At 70.5% G+C, this 14,548-nt stretch carries 14 protein-coding genes; 8 read left to right on the forward strand and 6 right to left on the reverse strand.

The window, feature by feature from the left end; all coding sequences use genetic code 11:
- Positions 1-33: 33 nt before the first annotated feature.
- Positions 34-915 (forward strand): NAD(P)-dependent oxidoreductase, encoded by an 882-nt coding sequence (locus BA062_RS18380; protein WP_110338242.1) that lies wholly within the window; start codon positions 34-36, stop codon positions 913-915.
- Between the two features lie 355 nt (positions 916-1,270).
- Here the strand turns inward: BA062_RS18380 and BA062_RS18385 are convergent, their stop codons facing one another.
- Both BA062_RS18385 and BA062_RS18390 read right to left on the reverse strand, forming a co-directional pair.
- Positions 1,271-2,467 (reverse strand): C40 family peptidase, encoded by a 1,197-nt coding sequence (locus BA062_RS18385; RefSeq protein WP_110338244.1) that lies wholly within the window; start codon positions 2,465-2,467, stop codon positions 1,271-1,273.
- 46 nt (positions 2,468-2,513) lie between these two features.
- Positions 2,514-3,482, reverse strand: a complete 969-nt coding sequence (locus BA062_RS18390; protein WP_110338246.1) for a nucleoside hydrolase — start codon at positions 3,480-3,482, stop codon at positions 2,514-2,516.
- 48 nt (positions 3,483-3,530) lie between these two features.
- Here BA062_RS18390 and BA062_RS18395 point away from each other — a divergent pair, with 48 nt between their 5' ends.
- From BA062_RS18395 to BA062_RS18405, 3 genes are all read left to right on the forward strand, one after another.
- Positions 3,531-4,286: an acyltransferase gene (locus tag BA062_RS18395; protein WP_110338248.1), complete on the forward strand. Its 756-nt coding sequence runs from the start codon at positions 3,531-3,533 to the stop codon at positions 4,284-4,286.
- A 142-nt stretch (positions 4,287-4,428) separates the two neighbouring features.
- Positions 4,429-5,694, forward strand: coding sequence for a M14 family zinc carboxypeptidase (locus BA062_RS18400; RefSeq protein ID WP_245959881.1), 1,266 nt, complete (start codon positions 4,429-4,431; stop codon positions 5,692-5,694).
- 131 nt (positions 5,695-5,825) lie between these two features.
- Positions 5,826-6,284 carry a VOC family protein gene (locus tag BA062_RS18405; protein ID WP_110338250.1) on the forward strand — a complete coding sequence of 153 codons (459 nt, stop codon included), beginning with the start codon at positions 5,826-5,828 and terminating at the stop codon, positions 6,282-6,284.
- A 13-nt stretch (positions 6,285-6,297) separates the two neighbouring features.
- Here BA062_RS18405 and BA062_RS18410 read toward each other — a convergent pair whose 3' ends face one another.
- Positions 6,298-7,731 (reverse strand): short-chain fatty acyl-CoA regulator family protein, encoded by a 1,434-nt coding sequence (locus tag BA062_RS18410; RefSeq protein WP_110338383.1) that lies wholly within the window; start codon positions 7,729-7,731, stop codon positions 6,298-6,300.
- A gap of 225 nt (positions 7,732-7,956) precedes the next feature.
- Here BA062_RS18410 and aceA point away from each other — a divergent pair, with 225 nt between their 5' ends.
- Positions 7,957-9,234, forward strand: coding sequence for an isocitrate lyase (gene aceA, locus BA062_RS18415; RefSeq protein ID WP_110338252.1), 1,278 nt, complete (start codon positions 7,957-7,959; stop codon positions 9,232-9,234).
- Between the two features lie 30 nt (positions 9,235-9,264).
- Entirely contained in the window at positions 9,265-10,875 is a 1,611-nt protein-coding gene (gene aceB / locus BA062_RS18420) for a malate synthase A (RefSeq protein ID WP_110338254.1), read from the forward strand.
- Positions 10,876-10,960: 85 nt separating this feature from the next.
- Here the strand turns inward: aceB and BA062_RS18425 are convergent, their stop codons facing one another.
- Complete coding sequence (locus BA062_RS18425) at positions 10,961-11,410, reverse strand: MarR family winged helix-turn-helix transcriptional regulator (RefSeq protein WP_391361564.1); 450 nt, start codon at positions 11,408-11,410, stop codon at positions 10,961-10,963.
- Between the two features lie 46 nt (positions 11,411-11,456).
- On the opposite strand from BA062_RS18425, the gene BA062_RS18430 reads away from it, so the two are divergent.
- Positions 11,457-11,843, forward strand: a complete 387-nt coding sequence (locus BA062_RS18430; protein WP_110338258.1) for a DUF5313 family protein — start codon at positions 11,457-11,459, stop codon at positions 11,841-11,843.
- 30 nt (positions 11,844-11,873) lie between these two features.
- Here the strand turns inward: BA062_RS18430 and BA062_RS18435 are convergent, their stop codons facing one another.
- The gene (locus tag BA062_RS18435) at positions 11,874-12,446 is read right to left on the reverse strand and encodes a TetR/AcrR family transcriptional regulator (protein WP_110338260.1); all 573 of its coding nucleotides are present in this window, start codon (positions 12,444-12,446) and stop codon (positions 11,874-11,876) included.
- A 95-nt stretch (positions 12,447-12,541) separates the two neighbouring features.
- On the opposite strand from BA062_RS18435, the gene BA062_RS18440 reads away from it, so the two are divergent.
- The gene (locus BA062_RS18440) at positions 12,542-12,997 is read left to right on the forward strand and encodes a nuclear transport factor 2 family protein (protein WP_110338262.1); all 456 of its coding nucleotides are present in this window, start codon (positions 12,542-12,544) and stop codon (positions 12,995-12,997) included.
- A gap of 373 nt (positions 12,998-13,370) precedes the next feature.
- On the opposite strand, the gene BA062_RS18445 is transcribed toward BA062_RS18440, so the two are convergent.
- Positions 13,371-14,504, reverse strand: coding sequence for an IS701 family transposase (locus tag BA062_RS18445; RefSeq protein WP_110337431.1), 1,134 nt, complete (start codon positions 14,502-14,504; stop codon positions 13,371-13,373).
- Between the last annotated feature and the right edge of the window lie 44 nt (positions 14,505-14,548).

Consider the following 14,548-nt stretch of genomic DNA (forward strand, 5'->3'; position numbering starts at 1 on the left):
TCTCCAGTAAGGTCGAGCTTCTACCGTCGTGGAATGACTACCACGACAAGGGAATCGGTCACCGTGCTCGGCCTCGGCGAGATGGGCGCCGCGCTCGCGCGCGCGTTCCTCGCCGGGGGCCATCCCGTGACCGGATGGAACCGCGGCCGTGCGAGAGCCGACGCGCTCGCCGCACACGGGGCCACGGTCGCGGAAACCGTGCGGGAGGCGGTGCTGGCGAGCCCGCTCGTGGTCGTGAGCGTGCAGGGCGACACCGCTGCCCGCGAGGTGCTGGAGCAGGCGGGCGACGCGCTCGCCGGCCGCGCCGTGCTGAACCTGACCGACGGGACGTCGGCCGAGGCCCGCGCGATCGCGCGGTGGGCGAGCGAGCGGGGCGCGGCGTACCTGCACGGGCAGCTCATGACGATCGCCCCCGGTGTCGGGCACCCGGACGCCACGGTGTTCTACGGCGGCTCCCGCGAGGTCCACGACCGGCACCACGCGGCGCTGGAGCTGCTGGGCGGCAGGGGAATCCTGGTCTCCGCCGACGCGGGTGCGCCGACGCTGTACGGCATGGCCGTGCACGGCACGATGTGGGGCGCGCTCAACGGTTTCCTGCATGCGGCGGCGTTGCTCTCGGGCGAGGGGATCGAGCTGACACGTTTCCTGGAGGCCGCGGACTCGTCGATGTCGGCACTGCTGTCGCTGCTGCCCTCGATCGCGAGCGAGGTGGACCGCCGCGAGTACGCGCTCGAGTTCGGCGGCCTGCGTCACCACCTGCCGTCGGTGGAGGACCTGGTGCGGGAGAGCCGGGCGGCCGGGGTCGACGACGACCTGCCCGCCAGGACGCTCGACCTGGTCCGCCGCGCCGTCGCCGACGGGCACGGTGACGACAGCTACGCGCGGCTGGTGGAGTACTTCCGCAAGGGAAGCTGAGCCTGACGCGGCCGCACCCGGCCGACCGCGGGGCCAAGCAGATCGTGCTCACCGTGGCGGGCACGCGGCGCAGGGCCAGCGTCGCCAGCCGGCCCTGTGCTCCGATGTCGGCCGGCTCCACCACCGTGGCGCCGCGCGCGATCGCCCGCCTCGTCCGCACGCCGGCGTCGTCCACGGCAGGTAGTAGGCCACGTGGGGCGGGATGCCGGGCGGGTAGACGGGGTTCGCGAGATCGTTCACGCCGCCGATCCGGTACCCGCCCGAGCCGGCCGTCGGTGAACTCCCAGCCGAGCGCCGAGGACAGGAACGCCGACGTGCCCTCGACGTCACCCGCCGACGGACTAGGGCGGTCCGCTCACGCGGTGGGCCTGCCCGCGCCCGCGAAACTGTCGCCGGGCTCGCGGTAGTTGTGCACCTGCACGGCCTGGCCGAACGTCGGGGCGTCGATCATCTGCTGGTTGCCGATGTAGATGCCGACGTGGTGGATCTTCGTCGCCGGGTCGCCGTAGAAGATCAGGTCGCCGAGCCGCGGCTCCTCGCCCGCTGGCACGAGGGGGACGCTGTTGTACTGCCAGTGCGCGGTGCGCTGCAGCGTCACCCCGGCCGAGGCGTAGGCCGCCGTGGTGAGCCCGGAGCAGTCGAAGCCGACATCGCCCTTCTCCTGGCCGTTGCCGCCCCACTCGTACGGCAGGCCGATCTTGTCGATCGCGAAGGTCACCGCCGTGAGCGCGGCGCGGTTCGGCGGCGTTCCCGCCATGCCGACGGTGCCGTAGACGTTCGCGGTCGCCAGCACGCGGTGCAGGAACAGCGGTGCGTCGTGGATGGCCGACACGCCCTCCAGCCACTGCCGGCCGTTGCCGAGGTTGCGCCCGCCGTCGCACAGCGCCCGGGCCGCCGCCAGTGCGGCGTCGTCGACGTCCTGGACGTCGGGTTCCTCGCCGGAGGCGCTGACCCGGTAGCGGTCCCACAGCGCGGGGGACAGCTGCAGCGGGCCCGCGGCGCCGTCGACGGAGATGACCTCGCCGGAGAAGTCCCGCAGCTCGATCGTGCCGACCGGCCGCGACATGGTGCCGTCGGGGCCGATCTCGCCGCCGCCGGCCCTGCCGTGGTCGGTGGTGGTGCTGCCGATGCCGGCGAGCGTCACCCACGACAGGTCGCAGCCTGGCTGCTCCTCGCCGAGCCGCACGGTGGCCGAGGCGTACGCGTACATTGCCCGCCTCGGGATGCCGAGCCAGTCGGCCACGTCGTCGACCCACGCCTCGAAGCGCGGGCCCGTCTCCTGAGGCACCGCGCTGTGGCTGGGCGTGGGCGGTGCCGAGGTGGTGGAGGCCGGGGTGGTGCCGCCCGGGGTGCTCGTGGTGCCCGCCGTGCCTGCCCGGCCCGCCGAGGCCGCCGTCGTCACGTCGTCGTCGCCCGGCGTCAGCCGCAGCGTGACCACCAGCGTTCCCGCCGCCACCACGGCCGCCACGAGCGCCACGATGAGCGTCCGCCTTCGGGGACGGGGCTTCGGAGCCTCGTCCTGGTCCGTGGTGGGTTCGTCCCCCAACGTCATGGCTTCAGAATAGGGAGCCGAGGTTGCGTCCCGGTGAGCGCGGCCCTCACGCCGGGCGCCCGGCGAGCCTGCCGAGCAGGAACTCCCGCAGCCCTTCGAGGTCGGTATCCACCGCGACCTGGGTGAACGGCCCTCCCGTGAGCCCGTCGGTGTCAGCCTTCTGCGCCTGCGGGCGCCGGTCGGCGATCGTGGCGCCCCGGCCGGGGCCCGCCGAGCACTCCACCCGCACCGGCGCCGGCACCGTGCGCAGGATGCCGGGCCGGATCGCCTCGGCGACCGCCACCGCGTCGTGCACGACGATGCCCTCGAAGCCGAGCGTCCTGCTGTAGTGGGCGAGGTAGTCGGGGGTCAGCGCGTCGAGCGCCGCGCCGACCGGGCCGGACGCCGCGAGCCTGCCGAGCCAGGCGGCGTCGACAGCGCAGCGGTGGGTCAGATCCAGTGGCACGAGCGTGCACGGCACCTCGCCGCCCGCGAGCACGCGGTGCGCCGCCTCGGGGTCGCTCCAGACGTTGAACTCCGCCGCCGCCGTGGTGTTGCCGCCGGCCAGCCCGCCGCCCATGATCACGAGCCTGCCGATCCTGTCCGCAAGGGCTGGGTGCGCCGCGAGCAGCGCCGCGATGTTCGTCAGCGGACCGATCGGGGCGATGGTCACGGGCTCGTCGGCGGCTTCCAGCAGCGAGGCGAGCAGCGTCACTGCGTCGGTGGGCTCCAGCTCGCGGGCCGGCTCGGGCAGCGCGGCGGAGCGGCCCGAGAGCCCGTCGCTGCCGTGCACCGGGCGGGCCTCCCTCGGCTGCGGGTGCACCAGCGGCCGCGCGGCGCCCGCGGCGACGGGCACGTCGTCGCGCTTGCAGAGCGCGAGCACCCGCCGGGCGTTGCGGGTGGTGGCGGTGAGCGGGACGTTGCCGAACACCGTGGTGACGCCGAGCAGGTCCACGTCGTCGGACAGCGCCGCCAGCGCGATCGCGAAAGCGTCGTCGACGCCGGGATCGGTGTCGATGATCAGCTTGGTTCCCAAGGTCACTCCTCGAACTCGGCGCTACCACCCACAGGTTACGGTCACCCCATGACGTCCATGTGGGGATCGCCGGTGCTCTCGCGGGTGCAGGCCTGGCGGCGGGGGCGCAGGGACCCCCGGCAGGCGAAGTTCCTGACCACCGACTCGCTGCGCTGGATCGTGCGCAACCGCGCCTTCACGCCGTGGTACCTCGTGCGCTACTGGCGCCTGCTGAAGTTCCGGATCGCCAACCCGCACATCGTGCTGCGCGGCATGGTCTTCCTCGGCAAGAACGTGGAGATCCACTGCCGTCCCGGCTACGGGCGGATGGAGATCGGCCGCTGGGTGCACATCGGCGACGGCAACGCCATCCGCTGTCACGAGGGCTCGCTGCGCATCGGCGACAAGACCGTGTTCGGCAGGCAGAACGTCGTCAACGGCTACCTCGACATCGAGCTCGGCGCCGCGACGCTCGTGGCCGACTGGGTCTACATCTGCGACTTCGACCACGTGACGGCCGACATCAACCTGCCGATCAAGGACCAGGGCATCGTCAAGTCGCCGGTGCGGATCGGCCCGGACACCTGGATCGGCACGAAGGTCTCGGTGCTCAAGGGCACGCGCGTCGGCCGCGGCTGCGTACTCGGCGCGCACGCGGTGGTGCGGGGCGACATCCCGGACTACGCGATCGCGGTGGGCTCGCCCGCGCGGGTCGTGCGCGACCGCAAGGCCGACTACGAGGCCGACGCCGAACGGCGCGAGGCCGTCAAGGACATGGCGCGCAAGGCGAACAAGGCGCTGCAGAAAACCCTCGGCGAGGGGTGAGGATCGCACGGATCCGGCATGGGGGACTTTCCGCCGTAGTAGTTAGCCGCTATAACTAACTATCACGGTGGCGTCACCGCAACACCACAGCCGACAAACCCGCGCTCCGGCGCGGGTTCCTTGCAGAGCCTGAGGAGTTGCCGTGCCCAGACGTTCCCTCCTGGCCGCCGTCACCGGCGCCACCGTGCTCGCGCTCGTCACCGCGACCACGCCCGCCCTCGCGCAGCCCGTCGCCCCGGGAGCCCCCGCGGCCGGGCAGTGCAGCGACGAGCCGCGCGACCTGCCCGTGCACGAGTTCACCGACCACCGCGAGCTGGGCGTCGAGCTCTCCCGCATCGAGCGGGTCAGTGGCGGCGCGGTGGACGTGACCGAGGTGGGCCGCAGCAACCGCGGCCGGGAGGTCTGGGCCGCGCGGGTCGGCACCGGGCCCAAGGCCGTGCTGATCACCAGCGAGATCCACGGCAACGAGAAGACCGGCACCGACGCGATCCTGCGCCTGCTCGACTTCCTCGGCACCAGCGACTCCCCCAAGGCCGAGCGCTGGCGGTCCGAGGTGACCGTGGTCGCGATCCCGAAGATGAACCCCGACGGCGCCGAGCTCGACCGCCGCGGCAACGACATGACGTGGGACGAGGTCACCGCCCGGTTCCCGCAGCTGCGCGGCAGCGAGCCCGCGTGGAACTACTACACCACCCCGCGCCAGGGCGACGACTACGCGCAGCGGCCCGGTTTCGACGTCAACCGCGACTACAACCCCGATCTGTCCTACGAGCCGAAGGCGGAGGACTTCCCCGGTACGTCGGCCGACACCGGCTGGTACATCACGCCCGAGTCGCGCATCGTCCGTGACGTCTACAAGGGCCTCGTCGCGGAGTTCGGTGAGGTGGACACCTACGTCGACCTGCACCACCAGGGCGCCTGCTACGTGATGCCGGACGACCCGGGCCGCTTCGTCACCCTGTCGATCTCCGGCAAGTTCGTCGACGACCCGGCCACCACCCCGGGCTACGAGGAGTACGCCGACACCTACGACCTGGACTACTCGAAGCAGCTCAACGTCGCCGTCTACAACGCACTGCAGGGCCGGGCCAACAACAACCCGCTCTTCGGCAACATCACGCTGTACCCGCAGGACACCAACCTCCCCGGCACGGGGCTCGGCTCGTTCGCCCTCAACGGCAGCGGCGCGGTGCTGTTCGAGGTGCGCGGGCAGACGCAGACGCTGGGCCAGAAATACCGGGCGCAGCTGACCCAGGCCGTCTACATCGGACTCGACGGCATGCTGTCGTCGATCGCGAGCGGCCAGGTGGAGAACCTCGACCCGGCCGTCTACGACACCATCCCGCCGCGCGGCCCCAGCATCGGTGACGCCGCCGAGCGACGGAGCCTCCAGGTCCTGGAGCCCTAACTCCTCTGCGGTCGGTGGTGCTCTGCGATGCCGGGCGGCACGATGGTGTCGTCGCTGGGGTCCGCGATCAGCGGGAGCGCCGGCGCGCCCGACCGCATCGCCACGGATCCCGGCAGGAGACACGAGACACCATGACCCACACCGAGCAGCGCGGCTCGCTCCAGCGGATGGACAACATCGCCATCGTCGTCGACGACCTCGCCGCGGCCACGGCGTTCTTCACCGAACTCGGCATGGAGCTGGAGGGCGAGGCGACGCTGGAGGGCGGCCTGGTGGACCGCCTCATCAGTCTCGACGGAGTGCGAACCGACATCGCGATGATGCGTCTCCCGGACGCGCCCGGACGGATCGAGCTGACCAAATATCACACGCCGGTGAGCCCGGGTGCCGACCAGCCCGCCCCGGTGAACGCGCTGGGCCTGCACCGCATCATGTTCGCCGTCCACGACATCGAGGACGTCATCGAACGCCTGAAGCCGCACGGCGCCGCACTCGTCGGCGAGGTGGTGCGGTACGGCGACAGCCATCGGCTCGCCTACCTGCGTGGCCCCGCCGGCATCGTCGTCGCGCTGGCCGAGCAGCTCGGCTGACCGGCAAGGTCCGTCAGGTGTCGGCCGCCTTCGGGACGGCGGGGTAGGGCACGAACGTGCTCGTGTTCTCGTCCACGGTGAGCTGCTTGCCGATGGTCGGGAACGCCCGCTGCGGGCAGGCAGGGCGGTCGCACACCTTGCAGCCCATGCCGATGGGGGTCGCGGCCGCCCGGTCGTCGAGGTCGAGGCCGGTCGAGTAGATGAGCCGCCGCGCGTGCCGCAGCTCGCAGCCGAGGCCGACGCTGAACATCTTGCCGGGGCTGCCGTAGCCGCCGATGTTGCGGGCGATCGTGCGCGCGATCCAGAAGTAGCTCTTGCCGTCGGGCAGCGTCGCGATCTGGGTGATGATCTTGCCGGGTGAGGTGAACGCCTCGTAGATGCACCACAGCGGGCACGCGCCGCCGACGCGGGAGAAGTGGAAACCGGCCGCCGACTGCCGCTTCGACATGTTGCCCGCCCGGTCGACGCGCACGAACGAGAACGGCACGCCGCGCGCCTTCGGCCGCTGCAGCGTGGAGAGCCGGTGGCACACCGTCTCGAAACCGACTCCGAAGTGGTCGCACAGCCGCTCGATGTCGTAGCGGTACTTCTCCGCCGTGGACAGGAACGGGCCGTAGGGCAGGATCAGCGCGCCCGCGAAGTAGTTCGCGAGCCCGACCCTCGCCAGTGAGCGGGCGGCCGGTCCGGAGAACGCCCACGAGTCGGCGAGCTCGGTGATCAGGTCGTCGTACTCCAGCAGCGCGATCTGCGAGGCCATGCGGAACGCGCGCTGCCCGATGCGCAGGCTCGGCGCGAGCCGCAGGATCCGGGCGTCCGGCTCGTACCGGTGCTGCTGGCCCGCCGCCTCGTCGATGCCCTCGCTGGTCACCGTCACGCCGTAGTGGCCGGTGAGCCGGTCGAGCAGCACGCGGTGCACGTCGCCGCGGCGCAGCCCCATCTCGGCCGACATCGCCTCAGCCCGCTCGTCGAGCTCGGCGACGTAGTTCTCCCGCTCGTAGAAGAAGTCGCGGACCTCCTCGTGCGGCAGCGCCGCGGCGGCGCTGCCGTGCAGGCCGGTGCCGTTCTCGGCGACCAGCGCGGCCGTGGTCTCCACGGCGTTGCGGTAGGAGCGGTGCAGTTTCACCAGTGCCTGCGCGATCGTGGGCAGGTTGGTGGCGAGCTCGTTGAGCTCACTCGTGGTCGCCTCCAGCCCGATCGCCTCGTCGAGCAGGGCCTCGCGCGCGTCGGCGACGAGCCTCGCGGTGTCGTTGTTGGCGAAGAACTCGGTGTCGACGCCGAACGCCTCGGTGATCCGCAGCAGCACTGGAACGGTCAAGGGGCGGGTGTTGTGCTCGATCTGGTTGAGGTAGCTGGGGCTGATCTCCAGCAGCCTCGCCAGGTCGGCCTGGCTCATCGAGCGGCTCTCGCGCAGATGCCGCAGCTTCGCGCCGGCGAAAGTCTTGTCCACCATCGGCCTTCTCCTCGGAGATCTTCCGGCCCGTACCGATCAAGGAACCGGTTCAGTCCCCAACTTTTCTGTGACGTGCGAAGCGGCGCTTCGCAACCTTCGCAACATGCTACGGAGATTTCGCAAAATTTGGCAAATTGGAGCTGTGGCGTCGTTTCCGCAGCACATGTCATGGTCAGACGGACAGCGAGGCAATCGCAAAGTTTGCAAAGGTGGAGACGTCCAATGGTTCAGAACCTCGAGCAGGCCGCCGCGGAGCTGGCGAAGCAGTGGGAGACCGACCCGCGCTGGAAGGGCGTGAAGCGCTCCTACACCGCGGCGGACGTGGTGAAGCTGCGTGGCAGCGTCGTCGAGGAGCACACGCTGGCCCGGCGCGGCGCCGAGAAGCTGTGGAAGCTGCTGCACACCGAGGACTACGTGCACTCGCTGGGTGCGCTGACCGGTAACCAGGCCGTGCAGCAGGTGCGCGCCGGCCTCAAGGCGATCTACCTCTCCGGCTGGCAGGTGGCGGCCGACGCCAACCTGGCGGGCCAGACCTACCCCGACCAGAGCCTGTACCCGGCCAACTCGGTGCCCGCCGTCGTCCGCCGCATCAACAACGCGCTGGGCCGCGCCGACCAGATCACCTGGGCCGAGGGCAACACCGACATCGACTGGTTCGCCCCGATCGTGGCCGACGCCGAGGCCGGCTTCGGTGGCCCGCTCAACGCGTTCGAGCTGATGAAGGGCATGATCGCCGCGGGAGCCGCCGGCGTGCACTGGGAGGACCAGCTCGCGTCGGAGAAGAAGTGCGGCCACCTCGGCGGCAAGGTGCTCATCCCGACCAAGCAGCACGAGCGCACCCTCAACGCCGCGCGCCTCGCGGCCGACGTGCTGAACGTGCCGAGCCTCGTCGTCGCCCGCACCGACGCGCAGGCCGCGACGCTGATCACCAGCGACGTGGACGAGCGCGACCAGAAGTACATCACCGGCGAGCGCACGTCGGAGGGCTTCTACAAGGTGCGCAACGGCATCGAGCCGTGCATCGACCGCGGCCTCGCCTACGCCGAGTACGCCGACCTGCTCTGGATGGAGACTTCCGAGCCCGACCTCGAGGTCGCCCGCCAGTACGCCGAGGCCATCAAGGCGAAGTACCCGGACCAGATGCTGGCCTACAACTGCTCGCCGTCGTTCAACTGGAAGAAGCACCTCGACGACGCGACCATCGCGAAGTTCCAGCGCGAGCTCGGCCACATGGGCTACAAGTTCCAGTTCATCACCCTGGCCGGCTTCCACGCCCTGAACTACTCGATGTTCGACCTCGCCAAGGGCTACGCCTCCGACGGCATGACCGCCTACGTCGACCTGCAGGAGCGCGAGTTCGCCGCCGAGGAGCGCGGCTACACCGCCACCAAGCACCAGCGCGAGGTCGGCACCGGCTGGTTCGACCAGGTCAGCACGGCGCTCAACCCGGAGAGCTCGACCACCGCGCTCACCGGTTCCACCGAAGAGGCCCAGTTCTAGGAGAGCACCCCTTTCAGAAGGGACGACGAGATGGCTGACACGCTCAACTACCGGCTCGAGGTCACCGGGCCCGCCGGTGACCGGTTCGACGAGATCCTCACCCCGGCGGCGCTGGAGTTCGTGGCGAAGCTGGACAACGCGTTCGCGGGCCGTCGGCGTGAGCTGCTCGACGCCAGGCGGCGCAGGCGGGACCGGATCGCCTCGGGTGAGGAGAAGCTCGGCTTCCTCCCCGAGACGCGCTGGATCCGCGGCGACGACTCCTGGCAGGTGGCGGCTCCCGCCCCGGGGCTGGAGGACCGGCGCGTCGAGATCACCGGGCCCACCGACCGCAAGATGACGGTCAACGCGCTGAACTCGGGCGCGAAGGTGTGGCTCGCCGATTTCGAGGACGCCACCTCGCCGACGTGGAGCAACGTGGTGGGCGGTCAGCTCAACCTGTACGACGCGATCCGGCGCAACATCGACTTCACCGACAAGGGCAAGCGCTACGCGGTCGGGGACGACCCGGCGACGATCGTCGCCCGGCCGCGTGGCTGGCACCTGGTGGAGAAGCACCTCCGGATCGACGGCCGTCCCGTGTCGGCCAGCCTCGTCGACTTCGGTCTCTTCTTCTTCCACAACGCCCGGCGGCTCGTGGCCAAGGGCAGCGGACCGTACTTCTACCTGCCCAAGCTGGAGAGCCACCTCGAGGCGCGGCTGTGGAACGACGTGTTCCGCCTCGCGCAGCGGGAGCTGGGCCTGCCGAGGGGCACCATCAGGGCGACCGTGCTGATCGAGACGATCACCGCGGCGTTCGAGATGGACGAGATCCTGTACGAGCTGCGCGAGCACGCGGCGGGGCTCAACGCGGGCCGGTGGGACTACATCTTCAGCCTCATCAAGACCTTCGGCACGGCGGGGCAGGACTACGTGCTGCCCGACCGCGCCCAGGTGACGATGACCGTGCCGTTCATGCGGGCCTACACCGAGCTGCTGGTGCGGACGTGCCACAAGCGCGGTGCGCACGCGATCGGCGGCATGGCGGCGTTCATCCCGAGCCGCGACCCGGAGGTGAACGCGACCGCGCTGGAGAAGGTGCGCCAGGACAAGGAACGCGAGGCCGGTGACGGCTTCGACGGCTCGTGGGTCGCCCACCCCGGCCTGGTCCCGGTGTGCCGCGAGGTCTTCGACGACGTGCTCGGCGGCTGGCCGAACCAGCTCGGCAGGCTGCGTGAGGACGTCGAGATCACCGAGGAGGACCTGCTCAACGTGGCCGGCGCCGGCGGCGAGGTGACCGAGCAGGGCCTGCGGGCCAACATCAACGTCGCGCTGCGCTACGTCGACGCGTGGCTGCGGGGCACCGGTGCGGCGGCGATCTTCGACCTCATGGAGGACGCCGCCACCGCGGAGATCGCCCGCTGCCAGGTGTGGCAGTGGATCCGCAACGGCACGAAGCTCGACGACGGCACGCTGGTCACCCGCGAGCTGGTGACCGAGTGGCTCGACGAGGAACTGGCCTCGGTCCGCGCCGACCTCGGCGACGGCAACCGGCTGGCCGACGCTCGGGAGATCTTCGTCGAGACGGCCCTTGGCGAGAAGCTGCCGAGCTTCCTCACCACGGGCGCCTACGCGCGCTACCTGACCAACGCCACGGCCGGGTAGCCGCAACCGCAGTGAAGGCCACCTTGCCTGCGTTCAACGCAGGCAAGGTGGCCTTCACTGCGTTCAGTGGGTCTTCAGTGGGTGTTCAATGGGTCTTGGTGGCTTCCAGTACCCGGGCGAGGGCCGAGTGGAGGGCCTCCAGTTCGGACAGTTCCATGCCGAGGCGTTCCACGACCTGGTAGGGGATCTTCTCGGCCTCCTGGCGCAGGTCCTGCCCCTGCTCGGTGAGGGCGACGGCGAGCGAGCGCTCGTCGCTGGCGTTGCGCTGCCGCGTGACGTACCCGAGCGCCTCGAGCCGCTTGAGCAGGGGCGAGAGCGTCGCGGGCTCGGAACGCAGCGTCTGGCTGAGGTCCCTGACCGATCGCGGCGAGCGCTCCCACAGCGCGAGCAGCACGAGGTACTGCGGGTGCGTGAGGCCGTAGGGCTCCAGCAGCGGCCGGTAGATCGCGATGACGCTGCGCGAGGCGACGGACAGCGCGAAGCAGACCTGCCGGTCCAGTGCCAGCGGGTCGTCACCCAGGTCGATCGATGTCACGAGCCTCACCTTATCAGTTAGCACGCTAACCATTAGCCTGTTAAGTATGGCGAGCGCGCGACCGAATCCCGTCCAGTGGCTGTGGTACGCGGCGGGCGGCAGGCTGCCCGGGCGACTGCGCGAATGGGTGCTGCACGACGTCACCGGCCGCACCTGGTTCCTGCGCGGCGCCGCGCGGAGCTCGGTGCTGGTGCTTCCGCTGGCGTCGGTGTGGCTGCTGCTGCCAGGGCCGCTGGGGCTGCGGCTCTCGCTGTGCCTGATGGCGCTCCTGGTGGGCTACTTCTACTCGCTGGCCTACCTGGAGGAGAGCTGCGAGCACAAGCTCGTCAAGCACGGCTACCGGTACGGCTCTGGCCGCGCGACCCGCAACGCCGCCAAGGAGGCCGCCGAGGCCGAGGCCCACGCCCGCTACGTGCAGCGCTACCGCTCCTGAGCCGACCCCCGACCGCAGTGAAGGCCACCTTCACTGCGGTGTCCGGGCCGCGGCCAGCAGGGTTGCCGCGGCGGCCTTGGCGGGGTGGGCCGCGGCCGGGTCGCCGGACATCGCGGCGATCACCGTCGCCCCTTCGACGAGGGTGAGCAGCTGGTCGGCGAGCGTGTCCGGGTCGGCGACGTCGAGTGCCGCCGTGAGCCCACGCAGGTACCGTCGCAGCGCGTCCTTGTGCGCCCGGCCGGCCTCGGCGATACGCGGTGACGTCGCGCCCAGCTCGCCGAAGGAGTTGATGAACGCGCAGCCGCGGAAGCCTCGCTCGGCGAACCACGCGTGCAGCCAGTCGAACACCGCCAGCGGCGCGTCCTGCGCCGACCGGGCGTTCGCCGCGACGTGGTCGGCGAGCGAGCGCCGCCACCGCTCGTCCCGCCGCCGCAGGTACGCCTCCACGAGCGTCTCCTTGGAGGGGAAGCACTGGTACAGGCGTTTGAGCGACACGCCGGAGCGCGCCCGGATCACGTCCATGCCCACCGACTGGATGCCGCGCTCGTAGAACTCCCGCTCGGCGGCGTCGAGCAGCCTGGTCGTGGCCTCGTCGGCGTTCATGGGCTCACCCCTGGTGTGGAGAACGATCATTCTCTATCGTAGACGGCCAGCGGAGAACGTCCGTTCTCCCTTCGTTCCCGTGGAGGAGTGAGCCCATGCCGCGTCCCCCGTTCCCGCCGTTCGACGAGACCACCGCCGCGCAGAAGGTCCAGGCCGCCGAGGACGCTTGGAACACGCGCGACCCCGAGCGCGTCGCGCTCGCCTACACCGAGGACTCCGTGTGGCGCAACCGCGACCGCCACGTCGTCGGGCGGGCGCAGATCGTGGAGTTCCTGCGGGAGAAGTGGGAACGCGAGCTGGACTACGCCCTGCGCAAGGAGCTGTGGGGCTTCCACGGCAACCGGATCGCCGTGCGGTTCCAGTACGAGTGCCACGACGGCTCGGGGCAGTGGTGGCGCAGCTACGGCAACGAGCTGTGGGAGTTCACCGACGACGGGCTGATGCGCAGGCGCGAGGCGAGCATCAACGACCACCCGATCACCGAGGCGGAGCGCCGCATCCACGGCCCGCGCCCGGAGAGCGAACGCGGCCTGCTGCTGCCGGTCTTCTGACTCTGCTAGGTCGGGTCTGACAATCCTCTGCCGTGCGCGCGGGGATCAGCGTGGTGGCTCGCAAGGCGGAGGGAAGCCCTCGTACCGGGCGTACTCGGGCCTTCCGCCAACGCATGCCCCGGGCGCGGGCGCCCCGCACGAACCGAGCGCCGCGCCGGCCCCGCGCAGCCGGCAACGGGATTGTCAGACGCGGTCTAATACTGCAACGGCAGTTAGGTGAGTGGGTGGCCGCGGCGTTTGTAGTGGCTGAGCCGGGCTTGGTGTTGTCGTCGGCGGCGCCAGCGGGACCAGGCCCAGACGTGGTGAGCGGTGTCGGTGACACGCAAGACCAACTTGGTGAGCAGGCGCCGGATCTCCGGTAGCGTGAACCCGATCATGCCCGGCTCAGCGACGTCAGCTCCCCTTTTGTGGCGAGGGATCGGGAGACGGCGAGCCAGGCGTGGGCGAGCATCGACAGGGTGATGTGGGCATACCACGCTCGCCAGGACCGGACCTGATATTGATCGAGTCCAGCTTCGTTCTTGGCTTGCTGGAAGCACTCCTCGATCCGCCAGCGAGCTCCGGCGATCCAGGCCAGATCCAGCAGGGTGGAGCGGCGGGGTCCGTAGCAGACGTAGTAGGCGATCTCGGTCGGGTCCGAGAGCGAGCGGCGGGCGAGCAGCCAGTGCCCGCGCCCGGCCTGCCAGCCGATCCGGATCGGCACCCGCGCCCAGTCATACTCTCGTGGCCCGTGTGCCCCGGCCCCGACCGACAACCGCCGCCACGCCCGAGCGGGCAACTCCGCGATCAGCTCATCGGCTCGGGCCTCGCCACCGCCGGTGGTGACCAGGGTGTCGTTGACCTTGGTGGCCAGCACGTGCGCGGCATCGTGGGCTTCCAGCCACAACCGCAGGTACTTGACCTGCCCATACGCCTCATCAGCAGTGATCCACGCGAACGGCACCTTCGCGGCGAACGCCCGCGCCAGCATCGCCATGGCTTGACGCGGCTTGGTCTCGAACTCGGTGCCCTCCGGGATCGCTGCCCGCCGGCACCGGTCCTGGTCGGCGATCCACGGCTCGGGCAGATACAGCTCCCGGTCGATCAGCGCATGCCCACGAGACGAGGCATAGGCAAGAAACGTGCCGATCTGGCAGTTCTCGATCCGACCGGCTGTTCCCGAGTACTGCCGCTGCACCCCGGCCGAGCGCGTGCCCTTCTTCAGGAACCCGGTGTCGTCCACGATCAGCACGCCACCGGGCTCGCCGAGGTGCTCGATGACATAGTCGCGAACGTCGTCCCGGACCCCGTCGATGTCCCAGTCCGCCCAGCGCAGCAGCCGCTGCATCCCATCCGGGGACACCTCCCCGGCCTGCTCGGCCAGCGTCCAGCCGTTCTTCCGCTCCAACCCTGCGACCAGGCCCGATACGTACTCCCTAGCCCGATTCCGCGGTTCAGACCGTCCGAACCGGCCCGCGATCCGCTCGTGCACCCGGTCCAGCTGATCCATCACCACATCGACCACCACCGGGATGATCTACCACAACACCGCCAACTGCCGTTGCAGTACTA

Source organism: Prauserella flavalba (assembly GCF_003202235.1).
GTDB lineage: Bacteria > Actinomycetota > Actinomycetes > Mycobacteriales > Pseudonocardiaceae > Prauserella_A > Prauserella_A flavalba.

Bases quoted from the DNA above. Each gene is read 5' to 3' on its own strand.
- BA062_RS18430 (WP_110338258.1), top strand. From the start codon at position 11,457: ATGGCGAGCGCGCGACCGAATCCCGTCCAGTGGCTGTGGTACGCGGCG.
- aceB (WP_110338254.1), top strand. From the start codon at position 9,265: ATGGCTGACACGCTCAACTACCGGCTCGAGGTCACCGGGCCCGCCGGT.
- aceA (WP_110338252.1), top strand. From the start codon at position 7,957: ATGGTTCAGAACCTCGAGCAGGCCGCCGCGGAGCTGGCGAAGCAGTGG.
- BA062_RS18380 (WP_110338242.1), top strand. From the start codon at position 34: ATGACTACCACGACAAGGGAATCGGTCACCGTGCTCGGCCTCGGCGAG.
- BA062_RS18385 (WP_110338244.1), bottom strand. From the start codon at position 2,467: ATGACGTTGGGGGACGAACCCACCACGGACCAGGACGAGGCTCCGAAG.
- BA062_RS18405 (WP_110338250.1), top strand. From the start codon at position 5,826: ATGACCCACACCGAGCAGCGCGGCTCGCTCCAGCGGATGGACAACATC.
- BA062_RS18435 (WP_110338260.1), bottom strand. From the start codon at position 12,446: ATGAACGCCGACGAGGCCACGACCAGGCTGCTCGACGCCGCCGAGCGG.
- BA062_RS18395 (WP_110338248.1), top strand. From the start codon at position 3,531: ATGACGTCCATGTGGGGATCGCCGGTGCTCTCGCGGGTGCAGGCCTGG.
- BA062_RS18440 (WP_110338262.1), top strand. From the start codon at position 12,542: ATGCCGCGTCCCCCGTTCCCGCCGTTCGACGAGACCACCGCCGCGCAG.